The following is a 25,408-nucleotide window of genomic DNA, read 5'->3' on the forward strand; positions in this document are numbered from 1 at the left end:
ATCAAACTTTTATAGAAGAGAATATAGAATTTGCATCTGGTCAAATCGGATTGCAATTGGATGCAATTCGTAAAACCAATAAGGTGTTGAATCCAAGAACAATTAATGAGGATGGGACTACCCGCTATGTGAATCCGCAATGTTGGACAAGTGGCTTTTTTCCTGGTACGATGTGGTATATGTATGAACTAACTGGCGAGCAGAAATGGATCGATTACGGGACTGAATTAACTGAATCGTTGGAGAGTGTGCAATACCTGAAGTGGCATCACGATGTGGGTTTCATGATCGGATGTAGTTATGGCAATGCATACCGATTAAACAAAAAAGAGAAGTATGCCAACGTGATTGTCCAGGCAGCTAAGTCGTTATCAACCCGATTCAGACCCGGAGCAGGCGTTATACAATCGTGGAATACCACAAACGGATGGATGTCGCAGCGTGGTTGGGAATGTCCGGTCATTATAGACAACATGATGAACCTCGAACTGTTGTTTAATGCCACGCGCCTGAGTGGTGATTCCACTTTTTATAACATTGCAGTACAGCATGCTAACACTACTTTAATAAACCAGTTCAGGGAGGATTTTAGCTCGTGGCATGTTGTTGACTATGACACTATTACCGGGGATGTGCGTCAGAAAAATACCGCGCAGGGGTATTCCGATGATTCGGCCTGGGCCAGAGGGCAAGCCTGGGGCTTGTACGGCTACACAGTGTGTTATCGCGAAACAAAGGATCCCAGGTATCTTAAGGTGGCCGAAGAAATAGCTAATTTCATTTTTAGCTCACCAAGTTTACCGGATGACTTAGTGCCGTTTTGGGATTACAATGCACCGAATGTTCCTAATGAGTTGCGCGATGCTTCAGCCGCTGCTATAACGGCGTCTGCCTTGTACGAACTTAGCGGTTTCTCTGAAAACAGGGAGCTTTATCTTGTAAAAGCGAAAAAGATAATGGAATCATTGGCCTCGTCGGTCTACAGAGCAAAGTTAGGAGAAAACAATTTCTTTTTATTAAAACACTCAGTAGGAAGCATTCCTCATGGAGCCGAAATTGATGTACCTCTCAATTATGCTGATTACTATTTCCTTGAAGCACTCAAACGGTTTAGGGAATTAGAACAATAATTAATCTGTTTCACTCCCATCCGCCAAGAATTCTTGGCGAAATAATAATTAGCGAACCATGTGTATGAAAAATAATAGTGAGAATAAATTAATGATGGCCTTTCGAAACCTAGCGGCTCTATTAGTCGTGCTTTGTTTTTCGATAGGCCAAACCGAAGCGCAACAGCACGACTGGGAAAACCCTGCGGTGATCGGGATCAATAAGGAACAACCGCACGCCACGCTCTATCCTTTTGATACATGGGAACAGGCCCTGAGTGGGCAAGCAGAAAATTCACAATGGATACAGCTGTTGAATGGAAACTGGAAATTCAACTGGGTTAAGCACCCGGACGAACGACCTGTTGACTTTTATCAGACCAGTTTTGATGATTTTAAATGGAACACCATTCCGGTACCGTCTAACTGGCAGTTGCACGGCTATGGAAAGCCGATTTATACCAATGCAACTTATCCGTTTAAAAACAATCCTCCCTACGTTATGTCGGAGCCGGATAGCGCCTACACTTCATTCGAAATGCGCAATCCGGTTGGCTCTTACAGACACCAGTTCATGGTTGATGAGAGCTGGGATGGACGCGAGCTGTTCATCCATTTTAATGGTGTGAAAAGTGCATTCTATTTATGGATTAATGGTAAGAAAGTAGGATATAGTCAGGGAAGTATGACTTCAGCAGAGTTCAATGTGACCGACTATGTGAAGCCGGGTAAAAACCTTTTGGCGGCGGAAGTATACCGCTGGAGTGATGGTTCCTACCTGGAAGATCAGGATTTCTTCAGGTTCAGTGGAATTTTTAGGGATGTTTACCTGATGGCTGCACCAAAATTGCATATCCGTGACTTTTTTGCCCGAAGCACTTTCGACGCGGATTATAAAAACGCAGAATTGAATGTTACGGCTTACATTCACAATTATGGAGAAAAAGCTCAGTACCGCACGCATTTGCAGCTTGACCTGGTGGATGCCAATGGCAATTACTACAAACAATCGCCTTTAGCAGAACACCTGACGGTGATGATTTTTCCCGGTAACGAAAGTGTTGTTCATTTAAAACAAAAGGTTTTGAATCCGCGTCAGTGGAGTGCCGAAGATCCATACTTGTACAAAGCTATTCTGACGCTAAAAGATGATCAGGGCAATGTGCTTGAACGGGTATCCACCGATTTTGGTTTCCGTGATGTAAAGGTGGAAGAAGGTGAATTGCTGGTTAATGGACAGCCTGTCTATATAAAAGGAGTGAACCGTCATGAGCACGACCCTGTTACGGGACGTAATGTATCCAAAGAGCGTATGTTACAGGATGTGTTAATCATGAAGCAAAATAACATCAACACGGTGCGGATGGCACACTATCCCAATGATCCCTACTTTTATGAGTTATGTAATAAGTACGGCTTGTATGTTATTGATGAAGCCAATGTGGAATCGCACGGAGTGGGTTATGAACCAGCTAAAACACTGGCCAACCAACTGGAGTGGCGCGAGGCTCATGTCGATCGGATTCGTCGGATGGTAGAGCGCGATAAAAACCATCCTTCCATTATCATCTGGTCATTAGGAAATGAAGCCGGAGATGGTACCAGCTTTGAAGTGGCGCGCGATTACATCCGTCAGCGCGATCCGGAGCGTCTGGTGCAATACGAGCGCGCCGGCACACGCAGTTATACCGATATTATCTGTCCGCAATATTCTCATCCGTGGGAATTGGTTAATTATGCCACAGGTAAGAGTGGTTCTGTGTACCCAGGCTCATGGAGATGGGGTACCTTTGATTATGCGGCGTCGCAAACACGCACACAGCCCTGGATTTTCTCTGAATATGCACACGCTATGGGCAACAGTTTAGGTAATTTCCAGGATTACTGGGATGTAATTGAAGGGTATAAATACCTGCAGGGTGGTTGTATTTGGGATTTTGTAGATCAGGGGCTTCAGGCAACAGATGATAACGGAAACGTGTATTTCAAATACGGTGGTGATTACAAAGATTACCCTAACGATGGTAATTTCTGCTGTAACGGAATTGTACGACCAGACCGAACACCAAACCCTGCTTTATATGAGGTGAAAAAGGTTTATCAATATCAAAAGGTTGAACCAGTGAACCTGTTGATCGGGGAAGTGGATTTGTTTAATAAGCACTTCTTTATAGGAACAGAACATTTGGTATTTAGCTGGGAGCTTACCGAGAATGGAAAATTGCTGCAGCAAGGACAATTGCCTCATTACAACGTGGCACCTCGTCAAAAGATGCGTATCCGCATCCCGTTTGAAAGGCCGCAATTGAAGCCGGGTGCCGAGTATTACCTGAAAGTAACAGCTGCTTTGCGCGAAGATGCTTTATGGGCGAAGAAAGGGCATGTAACAGCCTGGGACCAGTACGCTATCCCTTTTGAGGTACCGGCCATGGAAGAACAAGATCTTGCGGCATTACCTGCTGTTCAGGTCTCGCAAAGCGAAGAGGCGATTCGTGTGTTCAACAAGGAATTCTCGGTTGAAGTAGATCCTAAAAGTGGCCAGTTGGTGTCGTACAGGCAAAGAAAGACCGAGCTGCTTACCGCGCCTGTGAAAGTGAATTTCTGGCGTGTGCCAACCGACAACGATCGAGGCAATAAAATGCCTAAGCGCCTGGGAGTGTGGAAGCAGCCTCAAATGGAAGTTCAAACAATAGATGTGAAGCAGGTGAGCAGCACACAAGTTATTGTGGAGGTTAAAAATAAGCTGGAGATTGGAAAGAATAGCCAGTTAGTGAATAAGTATACCATAACTGGAGATGGAGCATTGAGAGTGCATACATCGGTAAGTTTAGAAGGTGAAGAAATCCCTGAAATGCCTCGATTCGGAGTTCAACTAGCCATTGATGACAAATACAACAATGTTAGTTTCTTTGGTCGTGGCCCATGGGAAACCTATTGGGACCGCAAAACATGCGGGGAAGTGGCTATCCATTCGGGAAAAGTAGATGAATTTATTCACGATTATGTTCGCCCTCAGGAAAATGGTAATCACGCCGATGTTCGTTGGGTAACACTGACCGATTCAGGGAAGAACGGATTGAAGGTGGTTGCCAAAGAATTAATTCATTTTTCGGCATGGCCTTATAGTATGGAAACACTGGAGGCAGCGACCCATCCTGTTTATTTGAAACGAGATGGCAACATTACTTTGAATATTGATTATAAGCAGATGGGAGTTGGTGGTGACGACAGTTGGGGATCTAAAACCCATGAAAAGTATTGGCTGAAAGCAAATAACTATGCGTTTGAATTTGTTCTACAATGGGAGTAGCATTAATATAGCGGCAGTGGATAAAAATGACCCTGTAGTAAGGAATTTTTGAGCCAATGGTGTACTGGTTGAAGCATCGTGACGATCCATGGTTTCAACAAGTTTTTAACAGGTTAATTAGTTGGAAACATAGGTCAGAATAGCTATTTAAAAGATTATGAAAGAGAAAAAAAATCTGCGGATATTATTGATTGTGATATGTTCCTGTGTTTTTTTGGTGGGATATCAATTATTGAAGGGTAATGGTACCGAAACAGATATTGAACAAGGCGTTAAGCATCCTAACGTTGTCATTATATATGCCGATGACTTAGGATATGGTGATATAAGTGCTTATGGGGTAGGAAAACTTAATACGCCCAATATAGATCGGATAGCTACCGAGGGTATTCGGTTCGGAAATGGATATGCCACTTCTGCAACCTGTACACCAAGCCGTTATTCATTGCTCACCGGGCAATACCCATGGCGTAATGCCAAAGCTCAGGTGCTTTCAGGAGACGCACCTTTTTTGATAGATACTGAGCAGCCTACATTGCCAAAAATATTGAAGAATGCTGGCTACAGAACAGCCGTAGTAGGGAAATGGCATTTAGGAATGGGCGACGGCTATGTGGATTGGAATGAGACAATAAAATTAAATCCCAATGCCATAGGTTTTGATTATTCATACGTGATGGCTGCTACCAACGACCGTGTGCCCAATGTGTATGTTGAGAATGGTGATGTGGTTGGATTAGATAAAACCGATTCATTAAAGGTTAGTTACAAGAAAAACTTTGAAGGCGAACCAACCGGAAAAGCCAATCCTGAACTTTTAAAAGTAATGTATAGCCACGGACACGACATGAGCATTAATAATGGTATTTCCAGAATTGGCTATCAGAAAGGAGGGAAGTCTGCGCAATGGATAGATGAAAATATGGCAGATACATTTCTTGTAAGGGCGCAGCAATTTGTAAAACAAAGAAGTGACAATCCATTCTTCCTGTTTTATGCCCTGCACCAGCCGCATGTGCCGAGGGTGCCACATCCCCGATTTGTGGGCACAACAGGAATGGGACCGCGTGGCGATGTTATTGCAGAAGCAGATTGGTGTGTTGGTGAATTTCTGAAAACGCTGGAGCAGGAAGGGCTAATGGAAAACACCCTTATTGTATTCTCGAGTGACAATGGGCCGGTCCTCGATGACGGTTATTTGGACGAATCGGCAGAGAAAGTAGGTGATCATACACCCGCCGGTCCTCTCAGGGGAGGTAAATATAGTTTATATGATGCCGGTACAAGGGTTCCTTTTATGGTGATGTGGAAAGACAAAATTAAACCGGGAGTGTCGGATGCAATTATTTCTCAGGTTGACCTGGTGGCATCCTTAAGCAAATTAACTGGGCAAACCGTCCCACAAACCGATAGCGAAGATATGCTGGATGTGCTGCTTGGCCACTCGCAAAAAGGAAGAGAAAGTGTTGTTATCGAAGGGCTCTATCATCGAACAGCATTCAGGAAAGGCGACTGGATACTGATACCTGCGTACGAAGGCACCAAAAAAGTGCGTTGGGGGGTCGATAATGAAACTGGTTTTGGATATGATACACAGCTGTATAATATTACAGACGATGTTGCGCAGCAGAATGATTTGGCAAAACAGATGCCTGAAAAGGTAAATGAGCTGATGGAAGAATTTAGAATAATTTTAGATGACAACTGATTCATAGTAAGGAGTTAGCTGGCGAGGCTCATTTAAGTTGTTATCCAGTTATGCATTAAAAAGATATTGATTGGGTTTTGTTCTGTTGGCAAGCAAGGTAGCGGATTGTTAGGCGATGGAGCCTTTCTTATTACCTAGTTGTGATTTAAAATGCTGTCTTGGTTCCCGTTAAATTTTGATGAGATTATTTGACCTTAACCGAGAATAAATTACAGGGTAGTTATAGATGGATATAATCTCTAATTTGATCCATTTGGAATAATCAACGTTCGAATGTTCCAATGTTCCAGTCTATTTGAGATATTCTAAATTCTGATATTAGAATCTTGAATATTATCTCAAGCATTCTATTTTAGAATGGAAAATGAAAAGATTGGAACATTGGAACAATTTTAGAAGGATCTATTTAGATGCATCATCAGCAAATCTGTTTCTTGGGTTTCCAGTTCAATTTTTTTCGAAGATTTCCTAAGGAGCAAGAGTATTGTCTAGAGTGAATCTGTTTTTTTGCAAAAGCGCAGTTAAATCGAGTTTTATTGTTGGTGCAATGAAACCCTAGATCTTTTAATACCTGTTTTAATACAAATTCATCAGTCCTATCTAGTCCTAGGTAATCTCTAGCAGGAGAAATAGCAAACTGGATATCGTTGTCATTTGAATAAGAAAACCACAGATCATTTAGAAGTCCTAAGAAAGTAGTTGTTGTTATGTCCATAACTTCGAAGTACCTTTCCCCCTTTACAATTTTGTTTAGGGCAGGAGTCTTATAAGCCTCATAAGGAAACCAAAACCGTGTTGAATTATTCCAGAAGAATTGGTGATGATTCATAAGATAGTCCAAAAAATTAGGTAATTCTGCTTCAATCTTATCTAACAAGAATGGATCCTCACTGTTAGGGGCAAGAGGAGCAACTTCTAATACGAAATACCTGTTCTCTTCTATATCGACTTCAGCAAAGTCTGCAATCTCATTTGATGCCATTACGAACTTAGTATAGTTTGGAACACTCAAGTGATTTTTAAATTTAGCATTGATGATTCGACTAGAACTAGTTGCTTCATTACGTATGGCTACTTGGAGTCTTTTGTTGATGCAAGCTTCATCTACTAAAACAAAATTTTTAGTTCCCCATGTCAGATTGAATTGAGATTCAAGGTCTGAGGATGAAACTAATTGAGCATTGTTTTGAAACATTAATTCAATTAATCTGAGAAATGTTGTTTTGCCAGTACTTCGCTCTTTTGATAAAAGTACTAGAATCGGTAGACGTTGTTTGGGATACTTCCAGGCAATAGCTAGATATTCTAGGATTAATTCGGTATAGGTGTGTTTTGAGAAGGGGAAAGGTTTTGAGTATGGAGCAATATGCTTTAAAAACTTTAAGATTGTTGGCCAATTTGTAGATTTATTATCTGTTACAGTATGTTGCCCCTCTGGATGAGACGGTAAGTCGTATAGATTAAAATTTCTCACACCATCTCCTAAGTCGATTGAACGGTTATAGGTATTAGGAGTGTTGTCCGGTTCTATTGTAAAACCTGCGTAAACAGGAATCTGATGGAAATTTTCTTTTGGAATATTGTAAACTTTAATTAAAGTTAGAGGACTAACTTCGTCTAATAATGCAAAGGTATTTCTTCCATTCGAACTTAGTCGATATACATAGTATTCAGATTTTATAAAGAAGTGTTCAAGTTTAAAATGCTCTGTATTGACCATAATGATGAATTTTGAGTATAGAATACCTAGAAATATGATAGATATTAAGTATCTATTATTAGTATCGAAGCAGGTATCCTACACTTGATTAATAGTAAAAGTTTTGAAAATGGCTAGATCTTTGAAATTCAAGTCTTCAAATTTAGAGACTGATTTAAAACAACTCCGATAATGACTTCCAGGAATTATTTTGAAAGCATATAGTCGTTCCTTCTGACGACTCTACGTGCTTATCGCTATCTTTCAAAGCTCTCTAATGCGGAGTAAATTTCTTTTTTTCGGTAATAAATACGATTACTTATTCGATGTGGAGTGAGAAAACCCTTCGCCTCCCATCGTTGCATTGTAAGATTTGTTTTAACTTTCAACAATGCCATAGCATCTTTTCGTGAAAGATACTCTGTTTGCTCCAGTTTTTGTTTTACCACATTCTCCGCGGTCGATTTGGCAACCTTGTCGATAATCTCCATTAGATCTTGAGCTCTTACTTCAAACCTGAGAGCTCCAGGAATCTTTACAAGGTTAGTAAAGTCATACACCATACTTAATTATTTGTATTGAGACCGCGAAACAAATAAAGACTGTTTTATTAAAAGAGGGTAAAGTTTTTTTCAAAAAGTTCCCTTCTTGATAATTAGGGGATTAATACGAAATCTTTTTCAATATATTTTTTGATGCGATTATAAATAATAGTCGAACCTTCCGTGTTGTATATGTTTAAGCGTCTATTATCTTCAGGTTTATTCATATTTGCTTTTGCAATTTCATTAGCTTCATCTAAAGTTAAAAATGGAGCTTGGTCGAAGATCTCAAGATCATGCATTATTAGGCTAACCATAATGCATTTTTCTTTTTTATTTTTCATTGGGAAAAGTTCATTGATTAAATAAAAGAAGCCATTGATAAGGTATTTTATTGGATCGATTTCCAAGACTAAATGTAGTAGCTGAATTTCTTGGCCGATTAGATATCTGATTCTGGTTTCTCGATGACATATATCTGAATTGTAGAAACTTTTCGCTTCCAAGTATTGCTTCTTTATTTTGGGTCTCAGCTTTTTATAAACTTTGGTATAATAGGATCTGTAGATTATTTCAGTAACAACAGGATTCCACTTAGTATGTGCAGCCTGGTCTGATAACTCCGAGATGGTTTGACTTTGCTCCAGAAATGTATCAAAAAAACAACCTGCCTCCTCAAACATTTTTTGATCCATATCTTCAAAGGCCTTATTTTGTATTCTCTCAAACCCAATAGTTCGTCTTCTAAAGCTCAAAATCTGATTGAGAAATTCGTTTGATATTCTAGTCATTTTAGATTAATTGTGTTGCGATTCCCAGTGCTTTAAAAGCATCTCGGCATGCTCTTCTTCATTTACTTTGATGTAGCTATAGAATGCTTTCTCTGTTTTATGTCCAGTGATGGCCATTATGCTGATGGATGGGAAGCCAGACTTATAAAGGTTGGTTGCGAATGATCTTCTGGCGGTATGGCTAGTGACCATTTCCCATTTCTCTTTAACTTCAGTTTCTCTTCGGCCACCTTTAGTTAGACTTTTTGATATTTTTTCTGAAAAATTAGCTGTTTTGCAGACTTCTTTAATATAATCATTGAATTTTTGATTGCTAATCATTTTTGGAAGCTCTCCATCGTATTTTTCAATAATCGAACGTATTACGGGATGAAGTGGGATTACTACACGTTTTTGCGTTTTCTGTTGTTCGAGATGAATAAAGTTGCCTTTAATATTGTCGTGATTTACTTTATCCAGGTCGCTAAATCTACAGCCAGTCCAACAGCCTATAAGGAATATATCTCTAGCTTTGTCTAAGTATGGTTTTGAGGATAAGTTTAGTTTAGATATGATATTTAGCTCCTCCTCACTTAAGTATATATTATAAGATTCTTCTGTTTGCTTTTTGAAGCTCTGATAACTTGTGTTGTTATGAATATTTCGTTCTAGTGCTGCTCGACAGAAGACCTTGAGATTTTTAATTCTTGAAGCAATCGTATTCTTTGCGAACCCTTTTCCTGTTAAATATTTAATAAACTTGTAGTAAAAATCGATATCCAGATCATTCCATGTTAAGTCAGGGTTGAATTCTTTTAGGCTTTTTAGAGTGGAATGGTAAGCGCGGATAGTTCGGTATTCGTTCTCCGATTTGTCAATCCACTCTTGAATCCATTGAGACATGGTGGTAGAGCTATTATTTTTGTGCTTCTCAGGGAATAGATATTTGTCGACAACATCATTTAACCAGCCGGTTGGATAAGTTCTTGTCTTTGCGGCTTCTTCCAATACGTGATTCTCAAGATTCTTTAGCCGAAGTTTCAAATTATCTTTTCCCTTAAAGCTTGTTCTCTTTAATTTCTGAGAACTTAGATCCCAATATTGTAGGGAGACTTTTTCCCCTGTCTTTGAAATTTGATCAGTTTTCCCGGATTTGAATCGAATCCGTATTGAAACCATTTGTTTAGGATCATCTTTCTTTGTTCTAACCTTAAAATATACATTTGGCATATTGCTTGTGTTAGGTTATTAAAATGAATAGGGTGCAAATAAACAGAATTGCACCCTATAAATGTGCACTCAAGTAATATTTTTTATAATTTCAGGAATACGGCATTGGTTGAATTGCCAGTTAACATAGGGGATTGATGTTTGTTGTGTATTATCTATTCTCATGAAAGAGGACTAAAATTATTCCCGTCGGGACTACTTTTGAAAACTCAAAGCCCTTGTGATCTGGTTGATTGCAAGGGCTTTGTTTTTTCAGGGGACAGGTTTGATTTTAAAATGCCCACAAAGAGAAGCCATAGGAGGCAATAGGTGCTCTTGTTATTATTGATAGAGTCGCTCCTTTTATCTTTTCATTTATGTTTAGACAGCAACCAGAGGTGTGCTGATTTTATTCCTGATTACAGTCGATAATTCTAAACTTTGGTTCTTATTTTTTGTCGTTTCAGGCAGAATGAGCCCTTCCTGGGAGGGAAATTCACCATTTTTTCACTGTTTTTTTGATTGGCTACAATAGCCCAAAAGTGTCGTTCATGAGTTGAAATGGCCAGTTCAGGGCCTAAAATGCTTCATTCATGAAGTCATGCCTGTTTTCTTACTACTCCTGTTGCATTTTCTTTACTTTTGGCTCTTTGTGAAAGGGCTGTTTGTCAGCTCTTAATATAATAAATTGCGGCGTTACTCGGAAATGGGACTGAGGAGGCGGAGCTGTGAAAAAACGGCACGAAAGCCGGAGCTTGAGTTAGTGTATAAAACAATGTTGTGAACATAGTTTCAGAACCTTGATTGCAAGGATTACAAGTTCAGAAAGCCTCCCAAAAACGTTCTGCTTATCTTAGTTTGAACCAAAAAAACAAGAGAAAGCGGATATTGTTTAGATACCCTCCCTATTTTTTCCCCCTTTTGTTTGGATGATTCGATATTTACTGTTTTTTTCCGAAACGGAAAACACATAGCTTATAAGCAGGCAAGCCTGCCAGCAAACCTTAACCTATATAGAATTAGTATGAGAAAGCCCTTAACCATTGCCGTTGATTTTGATGGCACCATCGTTGAGCATAAGTTTCCGGCCATAGGAAACGAACTTCCATTTGCTACGCATACCTTAAAAACGCTGCAGGAAAAGGGACATCGGTTGATTTTGTGGACCTACCGCAGTGGGCAGCAACTTGATGAGGCCGTTGATTTTTGCAAAGAGCGGGGACTAACGTTTTATGCAGTGAATAAGAATTATCCCGAAGAAAAGATGTCGGATAACATCAGCCGGAAGATTTTAGCCGATGTGTATATTGATGACCGCAACATTGGTGGCATGCCCAGTTGGACCGAGATTTACCATCTGATTCACCCCGAGGAAGCCCCGAAAAAGGAGAAACAAAAATCCAAAAGTTGGTGGTGGTAATCGGCTGTCGCTTATGCTGTAAAAATGATATCTTTGCGACCGTTATTGTCAACAACCGGCATTACATCACCCAGAAAATAACAGACAAACAAATGAATTACCGTCAATTTGTAATCGGACTCAGTCTTCTTTTAAGTATTGGTCTATTCTCCTGCCGCAACAGCCAGGAGCTTGTATATATGCAGGATACCGCGAACCACGAGATCTTGGAAGCTTTGCCCGATTCCATTACTGAATACCAGGTAAAACCCGGCGATATCCTCTATGTCAGTATTAAGTCGATGAATGCCGAGGTGAATGCCTTGTTCAACCCTGAAGCAGGCATGAGCACGCAGAGCTACAATTCCTTTCAAAAGTTCACCACGCCACAAGGTGCCTACCTCTATGGTTTTGAGGTGGACAAGGATGGCAACCTGCGACTTCCTATTTTAGGGCTGATTCCGGTGGCAGGAAATCCGCAGTCGGAAATTGAAGCCATTGTTCAGGCGCAGGCCGACAAGTACCTGAAAGATGCCATTGTGAAAGTGAAGCTGCTGAATTACATGGTGACCGTGCTGGGGGAAGTAAAGAATCCCGGGGTCTATTATAACTACAACAACAATTTCACCCTGCTGAGTGCCTTAGGCATGGCCAATGGGAACACCGATTTTGCCGACATCAAGAAGGTCACCATTATTCGCCCCATGGAAAGTGGTAAAAAGGTGATCAAGCTTGACTTGTCCAATAAGGAATCCTGGATGTCGGAAGCCTTCTATTTATATCCCAACGACTATGTATTTGTAGAACCCGACAAGCACAAGAACTTTCAGCTGAACAGTCAGGCTTATTCGTTGATGTTTTCATCGTTCAGCATCCTGTTAGCCGTCTTCGGATTTCTGCTGTAACAACTCCCTGTTGCCAATAAGAAAGAACGAAAGAGGAAGAGGGACTGACAAGCTTTGGTCTGCGCCATTCAAAAAAAAAAGAAACAAAACAACAACTTAACATTACCTCAAGCATACCCAACATGATTATCGATTTAAATGACCTGCCGCAACAACTGAACGACGAAAAGGTGATTAACTACAAACGCCTGTTTTTTCTGTTGCTGCAAAAGTGGTACTGGCTGATTCTGATCACCTTTCTGGGGGCTGGCGGTGGTTACCTGTATGGTAAGTTTACTCCCCAGACTTACAAAATCGATTCCAGCATCATTGTTCCGGAAGATAAAAATGCCCTGAACCTGGGTAGTTTGTTTGAGAATGACATGCCGGGGCTTGGGAAGGTGACCATTAACAATGAGATTGAGCTGCTGAAATCCTATACGCTGAACCACCGCGTGGTGGATAACCTGAACTGGCGTACGGCCTGGTACGAAAAAGACTTTCTAATCTGGAAAGGCCTGTATACGCAAGAGCCCTTCCAGGTGCAGGAAATCAACAATGGCCTGAATGCCGAAGGGGTTTACCTGACCTTAAGTCCCAAAGGGGACGGGCGCTACCAGTTGGAAGCCGATGGTACCGGTTTGATCAACAACCAGGAAGTGGAGGTGAACTTCTCGGAGACCATCACTTTGGGGCAGGCTTTCCGGAATGAGTATTTCAACTTCACCCTTCATTTAAAAGAAGGGGTGGGAGCGCTTGACGATAAAGAATATCGCTTTGTTTTTCAAAACAGCAATAAGCAAACGTTTAATTACCTGAAACAGATTCAGGTGAGCCAAGCCGATAAGCAGGGCGAGGTAATCCGACTGACCCTGGAGGGGAGCGAGCCCTTGCGTAACATTCATTACCTGAATGAGCTGATTCGGGTATACCTCGATCTGAAACTGGAGCAACAAACCCAAACGCAAAAGCGCTCGCTGGAGTTTATTGACAAACAGTTGTCGGGTATTTCCGACTCGCTGCATGTGGCCGGAACCACCTTTACCGAGTTTCGCTCGCGCAACCAGATCATCGACCTCAGCGCACAAGGAACCATGGTGATGGAGCAGCTGGGTGAGATTGAACGGCAGAAGTCGCAACAGCAAATCCAGCTCGAATATTTCCGCAACCTGCTCAGCTACCTGGAGAAAGGTGAAAATATCAACCAGATGTCAACCCCCTCGGTGGTAGGCATTGAAGATCCCTCGCTGAATGCCTTGGTGCTCAAGCTGGGCGACCTCTATAGCCGGCGCGAGATCCTGTCGTTTAGTGCTTACGAGAGTAACCCCACCCTGGTGCTGCTCAATAAGGAAATCCGTCAGGTGAACGAGCAGCTGCGTGAGAACCTGCTTAACCTGATTGACAACGCCCAAATCAGCATTGCAAGTCTGGAGACCCGGCAAAACCGCATCAACAGCGACTTGAACAACCTGCCGGGACAGGAGCAGCAACTCATCAACATTCAACGGCAGTACCAACTCACCAGCGAAATCTATACCTTCCTGCTTCAAAAAAGAGCGGAGATTGAAATTGCATTAGCGGCAGCTGTTGTTGATATTCAGATTATCGATCCTGCCCGCATGGAGCGCATCATTCCTACCGGACGATCCATCCTGATCCTGCTGCTCTTTGGCGCCTTCCTGGGCTTCCTGCTGCCGGTAGTGGTTATCCTGCTGTCGGATCAGCTGAACAGCAAAATTCACCTGCAGGAAGATGTGGAGAAACTCACGTCACTCACCATCGTTGGCAATGTGTTGCATAGCCGTGAAAAGTCGGAGTTGGTGGTGATGGAACATCCTACGGCACCCATCTCCGAGTCGTACCGGACCATCCGTACCAACCTGCAATACAAATTCAAGGAGCCCGGTGAAAAAGTCATCGGTATTCACTCCATCAGCCCGGGCGAAGGAAAAACCTTTACTTCCACCAACCTGGCCTCCATTCTGGCTATGAATGAGAAAAAGACCTTACTGATTGGTGCGGACATGCGGAAACCCCGCCTGCATCAAATCTTTCAAGTAGACAACCAGCTTGGCCTTAGCAACTACCTGGTTGGGCAAACCTCAGCCAAGGAAATCGTTAAAGAAAGCCTAATCGATAACCTGTTCATTATTCCTTCAGGCCCCGTGCCTCCCAACCCGGCCGAACTCTTGGAGCGAAAGCGCCTCCAGGAACTGATCGACTGGGCCAAAAGCGAATTCGACTACATCATCTTTGACAATGCACCGGTATCGATGGTGACCGACGGGCTGATCACCAGCCAGCTGAGCGACCTGAACCTTTTTATCCTGCGCTATGGCGTGAGCGATAAAGACCAGCTGAAATTCATCAATGAAATGACCAAAAAAGGAACCATGCCCAATGCAGCCCTGGTCATTAATGATATCAAACTGAGTGGCTATGGCTACAGCTATTCGTATAAATATGCCTATGGAAAAGGCTATTATGCGGAGTAGGAAGGGAAGCACGAACGCACGAGGGTACGAAGGCACGAACGCACGACGGCACGAACTGAAAACCGATAATTTATCCTGTGAAATTCACGCAGTTCACCCAGTGAAATAGCACAGTGAAAATTTAACAGGGTGAAGATTTCATGGGACTGACAACCGACAACTTAGAGAGTGAGAGGGAGAGAAGATGAGAGAGGGAGAACGCACGAGCCGACAACTGATAACTGAAAACTCTCAACTGAAATAGCCTGAAAGGCTTCAATCAATTCAGCCCGGGGCAGAGCGAGCACAGCGAGCGGCACCCCGGGATAGCAAGCGAAAAGCACCCCCGGCCGCGAACAACAGCAGATAAAAGCACCAAAGTAGCAGCGGACGGAAGGACCAAGCACCACGTTTAAAGGAACAAAGCAGTAGTGGGAATCAAAAAGACAATAGATATTAGACAATAGACAATAGACAATAGAAAATCAGATTGCACGAACGCACGAACGTTGTATAAATCCGTCATTGCGAGGAACAACCCAAGGGAGAGACGCGGCAATCTGGCCGAATAGAAAGCCTGCAGCTAGCTTCGCAACGCTGCCAATGACGGAACTTGAAACTTTCCATGGTAAACAATTGAAGAATAGGGGCTAAATCGCTATTGAATAAAAAATATACTCCACAGCATATTATAGAGTTTATTAATAAAAAACAATTTAATTTTGATAATACGGTTAAATAGAACACTTGAGAGGGAATACAAATGCTGAAAGCGTAAGGCAGTGATAGCGATGAGGATGAGGGCGTAGCGGGAGCTAACCGTTTTCCGGATAGTCAAAGACAGGGAACCATTTATAATTATTAATTCTAAAATTTTAGATTATGGCTAAACCGAAGAATCCGAGAAATTACAAATGTAAGGACGAAGAATTACCCGTCATCGCCCAATATGTTGCTTTCAGTTTTCAGCGCGACCAAGCCGAATTTGAGGCGTTTTCCCCGAAATTCGATGCCGCTTATGCCTCCCGGTTTACGCAGCAGATTGAAGCCTGCCGCGAGCTGATGGCTCCTGAAAATGAAACAGCCCAGCTAAAAAGCATTACCGCCAGCTTGTATGGCCTGATGCAGGATATTCTTGATCCGCTGCGGCGCCTGGAGGGCTACCTGAAGCTCGCCCGAAAACAATTGCCCATGTCTCCGTCCGATTTTGGCGTCAAGGCTTTACGCCAGGGCCTAAAGGCAAAAGACACCGAGAAACTGATCGATGCCCTTCAGGTGGTGAATACCAATTTAGGAACTTATGGCAGTGTACTCGAACCTTTAGGACTTAGTGAAGACCTCAAACAGTTTTTTGCCACTGCCGGCGACGAATTGAATCGGCTAAACCAACAGCAGTATGAAATTTTGTCGAACCGTCGAAGTCTGATTCTGGCCAATGTAGGCGTAATGAACGAGCTGTATGCCCAGCTGATGGAGATTCTGAGCATTGGCAAAATTCTGTATACTGAGACCGATGATGGCAAGTTGAAAGAATACACCTTTCAAAGCCTGTTGAAACAAGTTCGACGCACAAGCGGACCTAAAACCGCCGACAGCGAAGCCAAAGAAAATTTGGTGCCCGATGAATAAGTGAAACGCCACGCTGCCGGACCACAGCATCGGGCTGAGGAAATCCGGGGCAAGCGTTAAACACGATTAAGCTAAGACAAGCCCGGACAGCAAGCTAATTCCCTGTCTTTTTCACTGAACGGGCTTGTTTTTACACCCAATAAGCGTACTCAACCAACAAAACAAACAAGAAAAGCAAGAAACCAACTGCCGTAAGGGTAAAACAAACCGCCCGGCTGGTAAATTTTAATGCCGTAGCAGAAACAAAGGCTGCCGCATTAGAAAAATAGACTGCCGTAACCCTTAAAACCGCTGCCCAATTAGCGAGTAGCACTGCCCAGAAAGAAACTAACCCTGCCGCATATGTGAGACCCGCTGCCAAGCCTGGGAAGATTGGAAGATTAGAAGGATAGAAGGTTGGAAGGAAACAAGGTTAAAGGAAGAAAGGCAGAAGGGAGTAGGGAGAAGGCAAGCGCAACGCGTCATGGCGAGGACGAAGCAATCGGTAGGAAGAACCAAGGAGACGATAGACATTAGATAACAGACAATAGACAATAGAAAGGCAGAAGAGAGAAGGGAGAAGGGAGAAGGGAGAAGGCACGAAGGCGCTTTGTCTTTTGCTCTCCGAACCATGCCCTTTCCCCGCCTGACAAGGAGGGGTGGACCCGGTACTCCGGGGACGGGGTGGTTAAAACCAGCAAGCAGAACCCACGAACGCACGTAGGCACGAAGACACGAAGGCACGAAGGCCGAACGCATGAACACACGAAGGCATGAACGTTGTAAAAATCCGTCATTGCGAGGAACGACCAGAGGGAGAGACGCGGCAATCTGTCAGAATAGAAAGCCTACAGCTAGCTTTGCTACGCTCGCAATAACGGGGACAGCAAGCTTAAAGGAGTAGCGAGTCGGAAAACTGACAACTGATAACTGAAAACCGATAACTCTCAACAAATACCCCCAAAGAGAAGAAAATAAGTAGTTTTGCGCCACTGACTTGAAAAACGGGCACTACAACAATACCAAAGACCAAACAACAACAATGAATTACACCAAACAACTATTAGAGAAGGTAGCCGCCAACAACGAGGTGATCGGAGTGATTGGCCTGGGCTATGTGGGCTTGCCGCTGGCCGTTAATTTTGCCGAAGCAGGCATTAAAGTCATTGGCTTTGACAAGAACCCCGATAAGGTGGACCAAATTAACCGGGGCGATAATTACATCAAAGACATTCGTGATGCGGTGTTGCGCGAGGTGGTGGAAAACGTGAGCCTTTGCGCCACGACTGACTTTAGCCGGATCAACGAATGCGATGCTTTGCTCATTTGTGTGCCCACACCGCTCGACCGGTTCAAGAAGCCCGATATGAGTTATATTGAAAGTGCCTGCACCGAGATTGGGCAACACATGAAACCCGCTACCTTCATCAGTTTGGAAAGTACAACCTACCCAACCACCACCGAAGATCTGATGCTGCCCATTATTGAGCGTGAAAGCGGCTTGAAGCATGGCGAAGATTTTTGGCTGGCCTACTCGCCCGAGCGGGTGGATCCGGGTAACAAAAGCTTTCACACGCGCAATACGCCCAAGGTGTTGGGAGCCATGACGCCCGATGGACTCGAAATTGGGCAGGCCATCTACACCAAGGCCATCGACCACATACACCCCGTAAGCTCGCCACGCGTAGCCGAGATGGTGAAGATTCTGGAAAACACCTACCGGCTGGTGAATATCAGCCTGATAAATGAGCTGGCGCTGCTGGCAGGCAAAATGGATATCAACATTTGGGAAGTGATTGAAGCTGCCAAGACCAAGCCCTTTGGCTTTCAGGCTTTTTATCCCGGCCCCGGCATTGGCGGGCACTGCATTCCGCTCGACCCCTTTTACCTCGAGCACATTGCCAAGCAATACCAGTTCGATTTAAGCATGATTCATACCGCAGGACACATTAACATGCGGATGCCCCACTACATGTACATTAAAATTGCCACGGCCCTGAACCGCCACCAAAAAGCGGTGAACGGAAGCCGCATCCTCTTCCTGGGCGTGGCCTATAAACCCGATATTGACGATGCGCGCGAATCGCCGGCTTTGGAAATCATGGAAACCGTTGCCCACAAAGGAGGACAGGTAGAGTACCACGACCCCCATATACCTTCGGTACAGATGCACCATGGTGCGTCACTGGATTCCATTTCCCTCACGGCTGATCATTTAGCCCAAGCCGACTGCGTAGTTCTCACCACCAACCACAGTGCTTTCGATGTGGCCTTCATTCAGCAGCATGCAAAATTGATTGTGGATATGCGAAATATGGTGGAACAGGCTGGGGGTAAGGTATATAAATTATAAAACTAGAATTGGTTAATGCCTCGCAAATTACCAATGTTCACCCATTGTAATATTCTTCTCAACATTAATGATTAATATACTTGAACTTAAAACCAGAGCTCTGAATAGCCGCTTGGTTACGGATTCCTTTTGGGCTCTATTTGGAAATATCATTGCCAAAGGTTTAGCCCTTGCAGCGGGGATTATTGTGGCTCGCTTCTTAGGAAAGGATACTTTTGGAGAATATGGTATCATTCGAAATACCCTGATGTCGATTGCTATTTTCTCCACCTTTGGATTGGGCTATACCGCCACTAAATATGTAGCTGAGTATAAAAATAGCCATCCTGAGTTTTTAAGAGCAATACTCCGGTATGCTCGAAATATTACCCTGCTAGTCAGTGGTACTATGGCGGTTGGTTTATTTTTTGGTGCAGCCTATGTCGCCGACACGGTGTTGGAAGCATCCCATTTATCCAATCCTTTGCGATTGGTGGCCGTGTGGATTGTTTTTAACGCGGTGACAACGACTCAAATAGGCGTGCTGGCTGGCTTTGGTGATTTTAAAGGGATGGCCCGCGTGAATACCATTGTAGGGATTACAACCTTTGTGTTAAGTTTGGCGCTCACCTACTTTTGGCAATTAAACGGAGCATTGGCAGCACTGCTGCTCACCCAAATTTTGAATTGGTGGTTAAATTACCGCTTGGTGAACCGCAACCTGCCAACTCAAGAAAATACGGTTGATATGGAAAAGCCCTTGCTTAGAGAAATCCTAAACTTTTCCTTTCCGGTGGCTTTGCAAGAAGCATTCTATTCTTTGACTTCTTGGCTCACAAGCCTAATTTTAATCAAGCTTTCTACTTACGGTGAACTGGGGTTATATAGTGCTGCCATGCAATGGAATGCCATCATCCTATTTATACCGGGGATCTTACGTAATGTAATTCTGTCTCATTTGGCAGAAGCAAATAATAATGAACACAGGCATAGCCGCGTAATGAAGATTACACTGTTGTTTAATTTTGTTATGACATTTATTCCCTTTCTAATTGTCTTTCTATTTTCCGACTTTATAGCCAGTTTTTATGGAGAAACATTTAATGGGTTGAAAGAAGTTATAAGTATTGCGGTTTTTTCTACCATATTTTCAAGCTTAAGCAACGTATACGCTCAAGCATTTATGTCGAAAGGTGAAAATTGGATGATGTTTATAATCAGGTTGTTTAGAGATTTAGGCGTTATCACAATTATATATTTTCTTCTTAAATACAACACTTCATACAATGGAGCAATATTGCTTGTATTTAGTCACTTAACCGCTGGAGTATTCTTTCTAGTAATTATGTCTGTTATTTATAATTATAAATTAAAATCAAAACAAAATTAATGAATCCAATTTCTCTTTATTTCTTATCGTTTTTTCTGAAAATTCTTCCAGTCTCTCGATGTTTCAGATTGAAAAATGTTTTACTAAATAAATGTGGCATAAATATAAGCAGTACTGCAAGAATTTACTCCAACATAAGAATCTATGGAAATGGAGAATTAACAATTGGTGAAGATACTTTTATTGGACACGAAGCAATGATTATTTGCAGTAATCCATCTAAAGTTAATATTGGAAGCTGCGTTGACATTGCACCTAGGGTGTATATTGGAACTGGCAGTCATGAAATTGAACCTGAGTCCAAACACATAGCAGGTAAGGGGGTTAGCAAAAATATTGAAATTGGTGATGGTACTTGGATAGGTGCCAATAGTTCTATTTTACCTGGTGTTAAAATTGGTAAAAAAGTTGTAATTGCTGCAGGTAGTCTAGTTAGTAATGATATTCCATCTTACACAATTGCAGCAGGTATTCCTGCAGAACCTATTAAGGAATGGAATAAAGAAAAAGAAATATGGGAATCGATTTAATCTTCAATTTTTAAAATTTTGAAACTGGTCAAAAGAATATTAGGCATTGTTCCTGCCATCGCAATAATCATTCAGATTTCCTTATTGGAATTCAATCTGGGCAACGCCTATTATGCAATTCTTATTGCTGTTTTCATTGGATTGCTGGTTTCCGGGAAAAAGCTCCGACTAAATTCTTTGACAGTTTGGTTGGTTATTGCTGCTTTTGCCAGCATTCTATTCAATGAAATACCAGCTTTCTTTCGCCCATACGAGCGATTGATCGCTTTTATATTGGTGATGGGATTAGTGGGACCACTCGTTACTAATACCTTACTACGCCCATTTCGCTTAAAATTGTTTCAAATCCTGAATGTTTTGATTGTTGGCATGGTGGTGCTTTCCTTTTTGGGGATTGCTGTTGGCTTGCCGGCGATGGTAGGCCGCGGAGGTTATGCGGGCCTGTTTAATCATTCGATGATGCTGAGCCCGATGGCTGCTATCGCTATGTTAGTCTCTATAAATTGGGCTCATCGAGCTAAGATTATTCAAAGACGGTGGCTGTATTGGGGCATGGCGGCAATGTCGTTTTTAGCCTGCTTAGCTGCTGGTTCGCGTGCTGCTTTGGTTGCAGGTATTGCAGGAGGATTGTTTTATTTTTATAAAGTGAATCAAGGCCAATTAAGCCGATTGGCGCAAACCCTAATCCTTATTTTGACATTAGCTATTTTCAGTTTTCCGGCCTGGGAAGGATACACAGAACGAATCATGGGTAAAATGGCCTATGCGGAAGAGCAAGGAGGATTATTGACTGCTCGGAGCTCGCTATGGGAAACGAGAGTCATCGAGTTCAGAAACTCTCCTCTGGTTGGAGTGGGCTTTGCTTCAGTTAATACAGCGATTAACACTAAGTTTGATACAGAATCAGGAGGAGTTGAGCCGGGATCATCTTGGTTGGCGGTATTATCTATGACAGGTTTATTCGGTTTTATTCCGTTGATTCTACTTCTATCTGGCTATCTGATATTTGTTTACAAGGATAAAACGGATAAGAAAACCTCCGCATTACTTGGTGCATTATTGCTTTTCTTTACTATTCATATGTTGGCCGAAGGCTATGTGTTATCGGCGGGTTCGGGTTTATTCTTTTATTTTTGGTTATTGATGGGAGTCCTTGAAATTAATTTGAGTTCCTGGAACTTTAAAAAATACTTACTTCATGAAATTCGTCTTTTTGGTTATCAACTACATGCCACATCAACTGGTATCGATACGTTCGGTTCTCAAGATCCCGGGAACAGAGATACACGCCTTTAATTTTAAAGATCCGCATACTATACCTCAAGGGATTGATCAACTCTACACCTATGAGCTAAGAAATTTCTCACGGGCTGAATTATTGTCCAAGATTCTGGCAATTAATCCTGAGGGATTGGTTGTTGCTGGTTGGGCTGTTAAGGATTATGTGTGGGTTGCAAAAGAGATTCGGTCTAGGTTAAAGATCCCGGTAGTATCGTATTCCGACACACAATGGCGCGGCACATGGCGGCAAAGAATTAATTGTATGTTGAGTCCCTGGCATGTGAAAAAGGCTTTTTCACATCTATGGGTAGCCGGTCTCTACCAATACGAGTATGCACGAAAATTAGGTTTTGCTAAGAGCCAAATTGTCTATAACTCACTTAGTTGTGATGTTAGATTGTTTCGGCAGGTTTCGGTGGAGCAAAAACAAACCAATTATCCTAAGAATTTTTTGTTCATAGGTCGGTTTGTTCCTGTAAAGGGGCTTGACTTATTGTTAGAAGCCTGGCAGCAAATTTCCAACAAGAACGGCTGGACATTAACTTTGGTTGGTGATGGGGTATTGAAAAAGCAGTTCACCGATTGCCAGGGGGTTATCGTTAAACATTTTATGAGTCAGAAGGAATTGATAAAGGAAATGGAAAAGGCAGGTTGTTTTGTGTTGCCATCGGTATTTGAACCTTGGGCCTTGGTGATCCATGAAGCTGCGGCTGCGGGTTTGCCCATTATCGCTACTGATGTTTGTGGGGCGGTTCCTCACTTTGTTGTTAGCGGCTACAATGGATTTCAGGTGCAACCGAAGGTAGGTAGTATAAAGCATGCTCTGGAGCAGGTGATTCAGATGGATACTGAGCAGCTCGTTCAGTTTGGCCGGAATAGTGAGAAGTTGGCTGAAAGTATTAGCCCGGAGCGGGGTGCAGCACAATTGTTCAGTGTGTTACAAAATGAATCAGCATCATGAAAATACTTCATACGATATCTACGCTGGATTTGTCAGCGGGAGGACCTCCCAAGAGTGTGTGTGATTTGGCGGTAAAGCAGGCTGAGCAAGGACATGACGTCACCGTTTTGGCAAAGGCTACCGATCATCCGTATTTGAAGCATAGTCCTCATCCAAATTTGCAGCTTCAATTTGTAAACAAGCAATCATTTAAGCAGGCATTACATGAAGTTCTGATTAAAGATTCGATTGAATTGTTTCATAGTCATAGTCTTTGGAGCATTCCCCTGCATCAGATGGCTCAGTCAGCACGAAAGAATAATCTTCCATATATTATTTCTCCACGGGGAACATTGCATCCATGGGCTTTAAATGTGAAGAAGTGGAAAAAAAGACTGGCAATGGTTCTTTATCAGCAGAAGGACTTACAAGCAGCCGACTGTATTCAGGCTACCTCTAAAATCGAAGCCGCCTATTTTAGAAATCTCAAGCTGAAAAATCCAATAGCTATTATTCCCAATGGGGTCGATTTACAAGAATTTCCAGTTTCAACATTTAAAAGAACGAGTGATAAAAGAACCGTCTTATTTTTATCACGGGTACATTCTCAAAAGGGCTTATCCTTTTTAGTGAAAGCTTGGCAAATGCTTGAACCGAGCTACCGAAGCCAATGGCAATTAGAAATTGCAGGTAATGGAGATGAAGCTTATGTAGCTTCATTGCAAAAACAGATCGAGGAGAGTGGGTTATCAAAGCAAATTCACATTACAGGACCTCAATATGGTGCAGCTAAGCTAGCGGCTTATCACCGGGCTGATCTATTTGTTCTACCAACTTATAGTGAAAATTTCGGAGTCGTTGTAGCTGAGGCCTTAGCATGTGGAGTTCCTGTGATTACCACCAAAGGCACCCCCTGGGAAGAACTGAACACCGGCCAAGCAGGATGGTGGATTGATATTGGTGCCGAGCCGCTGACCAAAACGTTAACGGAGGCCATGCTTTTAGGCGATAAAGAAAGGCAACGCATGGGTTTAAATGGAAGCCGTTTGATTGAAAAAAACTATAGTATACAGGCCGTTTCAGCAAAAATGATTGATTTGTATGCGTGGGTCCTGAAAGAAAAAGAGAAACCAGAATTTGTAGAAATTCTATAAAATATTGCTCCATGTTTAAGAACAAAACACTCCTAATCACCGGAGGTACGGGTTCGTTTGGGAATGCTGTGCTGAATCGGTTTCTGGATACCGAGATTAAAGAAATCCGGATTTTCTCGCGCGATGAGAAGAAGCAAGATGATATGCGTCATCGCTTAAACAACCCCAAAGTCAAATTTTATATTGGCGATGTGCGCGATAAGCGCAGTGTTGATACGGCCATGCTGGGGGTTGACTATGTGTTTCATGCTGCCGCACTAAAACAAGTTCCCTCTTGCGAGTTTTTCCCGATGCAGGCTGTGCGCACCAATGTGTTTGGCACCGAGAATGTGTTGGATTCGGCGGTCCAGCATGGGGTGAAAAATGTGGTGGTGCTGAGTACCGATAAAGCGGCGTATCCGATTAACGCCATGGGCATTAGTAAGGCTATGATGGAAAAAGTGTCCACCGCCAAAGGGCGTGCCTTGGGCGACCAGTCGCCCACCACCATTTGCTGTACACGCTATGGGAATGTTATGGCCAGCCGCGGATCTGTTATTCCCTTATGGGTAGACCAGTTGAAAGCGGGAAAGGATTTGACGGTTACCGACCCCAACATGACCCGGTTTATGATGACTTTGGATGACGCTGTTGATTTGGTGGTCTATGCTTTTCTAAATGGCGAGAATGGCGATCTGTTTGTTCAGAAAGCGCCAGCAGCAACGCTGGAGGTGTTGGCCAAAGCCCTCATTGACCTGTATGAAACCCAAACGGCCGTACGTGTGATTGGTACCCGGCATGGCGAAAAGCTTTATGAGACCCTGGTCACGCGCGAAGAGATGGCTAAGCATGAAGACATGGGCAATTACTTCCGGATTCCGGCTGATGTGCGTGATCTGAATTACGACAAATACTTTGTGGAAGGAGAAGAGAAGATCTCCAAGATGGAGGACTACCATTCGCATAACACCCAACGCCTGGATGTGGAAGGCATGAAAAAACTACTGCTTAAATTGGATATGATCCGGGAGGATTTGGCAATGGAAGTGTAGGAGATGGGGAGATGGGGAGTGAAAATGAATAAATAGTG

General features: G+C 42.9%; 17 protein-coding genes. 14 read left to right on the forward strand and 3 right to left on the reverse strand.

Annotation, left to right across the window (positions count from 1 at the left end):
* Positions 1-56: 56 nt before the first annotated feature.
* From Q1A18_RS14160 to Q1A18_RS14170, 3 genes are all read left to right on the forward strand, one after another.
* On the forward strand, positions 57-1,130 hold the full coding sequence (locus Q1A18_RS14160; protein WP_299581735.1) for a glycoside hydrolase family 88 protein: 1,074 nt from the start codon (positions 57-59) through the stop codon (positions 1,128-1,130).
* Between the two features lie 64 nt (positions 1,131-1,194).
* Positions 1,195-4,419 carry a glycoside hydrolase family 2 TIM barrel-domain containing protein gene (locus Q1A18_RS14165; protein WP_299581738.1) on the forward strand — a complete coding sequence of 1,075 codons (3,225 nt, stop codon included), beginning with the start codon at positions 1,195-1,197 and terminating at the stop codon, positions 4,417-4,419.
* Positions 4,420-4,576: 157 nt separating this feature from the next.
* Complete coding sequence (locus Q1A18_RS14170; protein ID WP_299581741.1) at positions 4,577-6,127, forward strand: arylsulfatase; 1,551 nt, start codon at positions 4,577-4,579, stop codon at positions 6,125-6,127.
* Positions 6,128-6,545: 418 nt separating this feature from the next.
* Here Q1A18_RS14170 and Q1A18_RS14175 read toward each other — a convergent pair whose 3' ends face one another.
* From Q1A18_RS14175 to Q1A18_RS14185, 3 genes are all read right to left on the reverse strand, one after another.
* The gene (locus Q1A18_RS14175; protein ID WP_299581744.1) at positions 6,546-7,847 is read right to left on the reverse strand and encodes a primase-helicase family protein; all 1,302 of its coding nucleotides are present in this window, start codon (positions 7,845-7,847) and stop codon (positions 6,546-6,548) included.
* A 634-nt stretch (positions 7,848-8,481) separates the two neighbouring features.
* Positions 8,482-9,159, reverse strand: coding sequence for a hypothetical protein (locus Q1A18_RS14180; protein ID WP_299581747.1), 678 nt, complete (start codon positions 9,157-9,159; stop codon positions 8,482-8,484).
* 6 nt (positions 9,160-9,165) lie between these two features.
* Positions 9,166-10,368: a site-specific integrase gene (locus tag Q1A18_RS14185; RefSeq protein ID WP_299581750.1), complete on the reverse strand. Its 1,203-nt coding sequence runs from the start codon at positions 10,366-10,368 to the stop codon at positions 9,166-9,168.
* A 1,003-nt stretch (positions 10,369-11,371) separates the two neighbouring features.
* On the opposite strand from Q1A18_RS14185, the gene Q1A18_RS14190 reads away from it, so the two are divergent.
* The 11 genes from Q1A18_RS14190 (at position 11,372) to Q1A18_RS14240 (ending at position 25,370) form a co-directional block, all read left to right on the forward strand.
* Positions 11,372-11,767 (forward strand): BT0820 family HAD-type phosphatase, encoded by a 396-nt coding sequence (locus Q1A18_RS14190; RefSeq protein WP_299581753.1) that lies wholly within the window; start codon positions 11,372-11,374, stop codon positions 11,765-11,767.
* Positions 11,758-12,651 carry a polysaccharide biosynthesis/export family protein gene (locus Q1A18_RS14195; RefSeq protein ID WP_299581933.1) on the forward strand — a complete coding sequence of 298 codons (894 nt, stop codon included), beginning with the start codon at positions 11,758-11,760 and terminating at the stop codon, positions 12,649-12,651. The genes Q1A18_RS14190 and Q1A18_RS14195 overlap by 10 nt, the downstream gene beginning before the upstream one ends.
* A 122-nt stretch (positions 12,652-12,773) precedes the next feature.
* Positions 12,774-15,125: a polysaccharide biosynthesis tyrosine autokinase gene (locus Q1A18_RS14200; protein WP_299581756.1), complete on the forward strand. Its 2,352-nt coding sequence runs from the start codon at positions 12,774-12,776 to the stop codon at positions 15,123-15,125.
* Between the two features lie 861 nt (positions 15,126-15,986).
* A complete protein-coding gene (locus Q1A18_RS14205) occupies positions 15,987-16,733 on the forward strand; it encodes a hypothetical protein (protein ID WP_299581759.1) in 747 nt (248 codons plus the stop codon).
* Between the two features lie 1,021 nt (positions 16,734-17,754).
* A complete protein-coding gene (locus tag Q1A18_RS14210) occupies positions 17,755-19,065 on the forward strand; it encodes a nucleotide sugar dehydrogenase (protein WP_299581764.1) in 1,311 nt (436 codons plus the stop codon).
* 67 nt (positions 19,066-19,132) lie between these two features.
* A complete protein-coding gene (locus Q1A18_RS14215; protein ID WP_299581767.1) occupies positions 19,133-20,434 on the forward strand; it encodes an oligosaccharide flippase family protein in 1,302 nt (433 codons plus the stop codon).
* Positions 20,434-20,964: an acyltransferase gene (locus Q1A18_RS14220; RefSeq protein WP_299581770.1), complete on the forward strand. Its 531-nt coding sequence runs from the start codon at positions 20,434-20,436 to the stop codon at positions 20,962-20,964. The genes Q1A18_RS14215 and Q1A18_RS14220 overlap by 1 nt, the downstream gene beginning before the upstream one ends.
* 18 nt (positions 20,965-20,982) lie before the next feature.
* Positions 20,983-22,260: an O-antigen ligase family protein gene (locus Q1A18_RS14225; RefSeq protein WP_299581773.1), complete on the forward strand. Its 1,278-nt coding sequence runs from the start codon at positions 20,983-20,985 to the stop codon at positions 22,258-22,260.
* Entirely contained in the window at positions 22,163-23,206 is a 1,044-nt protein-coding gene (locus Q1A18_RS14230; protein ID WP_299581776.1) for a glycosyltransferase, read from the forward strand. The genes Q1A18_RS14225 and Q1A18_RS14230 overlap by 98 nt, the downstream gene beginning before the upstream one ends.
* Positions 23,203-24,339, forward strand: a complete 1,137-nt coding sequence (locus tag Q1A18_RS14235) for a glycosyltransferase (RefSeq protein ID WP_299581779.1) — start codon at positions 23,203-23,205, stop codon at positions 24,337-24,339. Before Q1A18_RS14230 ends, Q1A18_RS14235 begins: the two co-directional genes overlap by 4 nt.
* An 11-nt stretch (positions 24,340-24,350) precedes the next feature.
* Positions 24,351-25,370 (forward strand): polysaccharide biosynthesis protein, encoded by a 1,020-nt coding sequence (locus Q1A18_RS14240; RefSeq protein WP_299581782.1) that lies wholly within the window; start codon positions 24,351-24,353, stop codon positions 25,368-25,370.
* The last annotated feature ends 38 nt before the right edge of the window (positions 25,371-25,408 follow it).

Source organism: uncultured Sunxiuqinia sp., from assembly GCF_947495665.1.
Taxonomy (GTDB): domain Bacteria; phylum Bacteroidota; class Bacteroidia; order Bacteroidales; family Prolixibacteraceae; genus Sunxiuqinia; species Sunxiuqinia rutila.